Consider the following 268-nt stretch of genomic DNA (forward strand, 5'->3'; position numbering starts at 1 on the left):
TGGACAACAAGTCGTCATCTTGGATGACTTGCTCGCAACAGGTGGTACGATTGAAGCGACGATTAAAATGATTGAACAACTCGGTGGAGTTGTTGGGGGAATCGGGTTCTTGATTGAACTCGATGGACTTGGTGGACGTGAGCGTCTCGAAGGATACGACGTGTTCTCACTCATCCGCTACGAAGACTAATTTGAACGGGAAGCGACATGCTTCCCGTTTTTGAATAGTTTTTAAGGAAAATAACCTACAACCTTTGACAGGTCGTCA

1 protein-coding gene is annotated in these 268 nt (G+C 45.9%); it reads left to right on the plus strand.

Annotated elements, in window-relative coordinates:
* On the plus strand, nucleotides 1-190 hold a 190-nt coding region (locus AC2Q9J_RS18000; RefSeq protein ID WP_499042060.1), incomplete at its 5' end, for a phosphoribosyltransferase family protein.
* Nucleotides 191-268: the final 78 nt, after the last annotated feature.

It is taken from the genome of Planococcus sp. RAB007_Raresut (assembly GCF_057369535.1).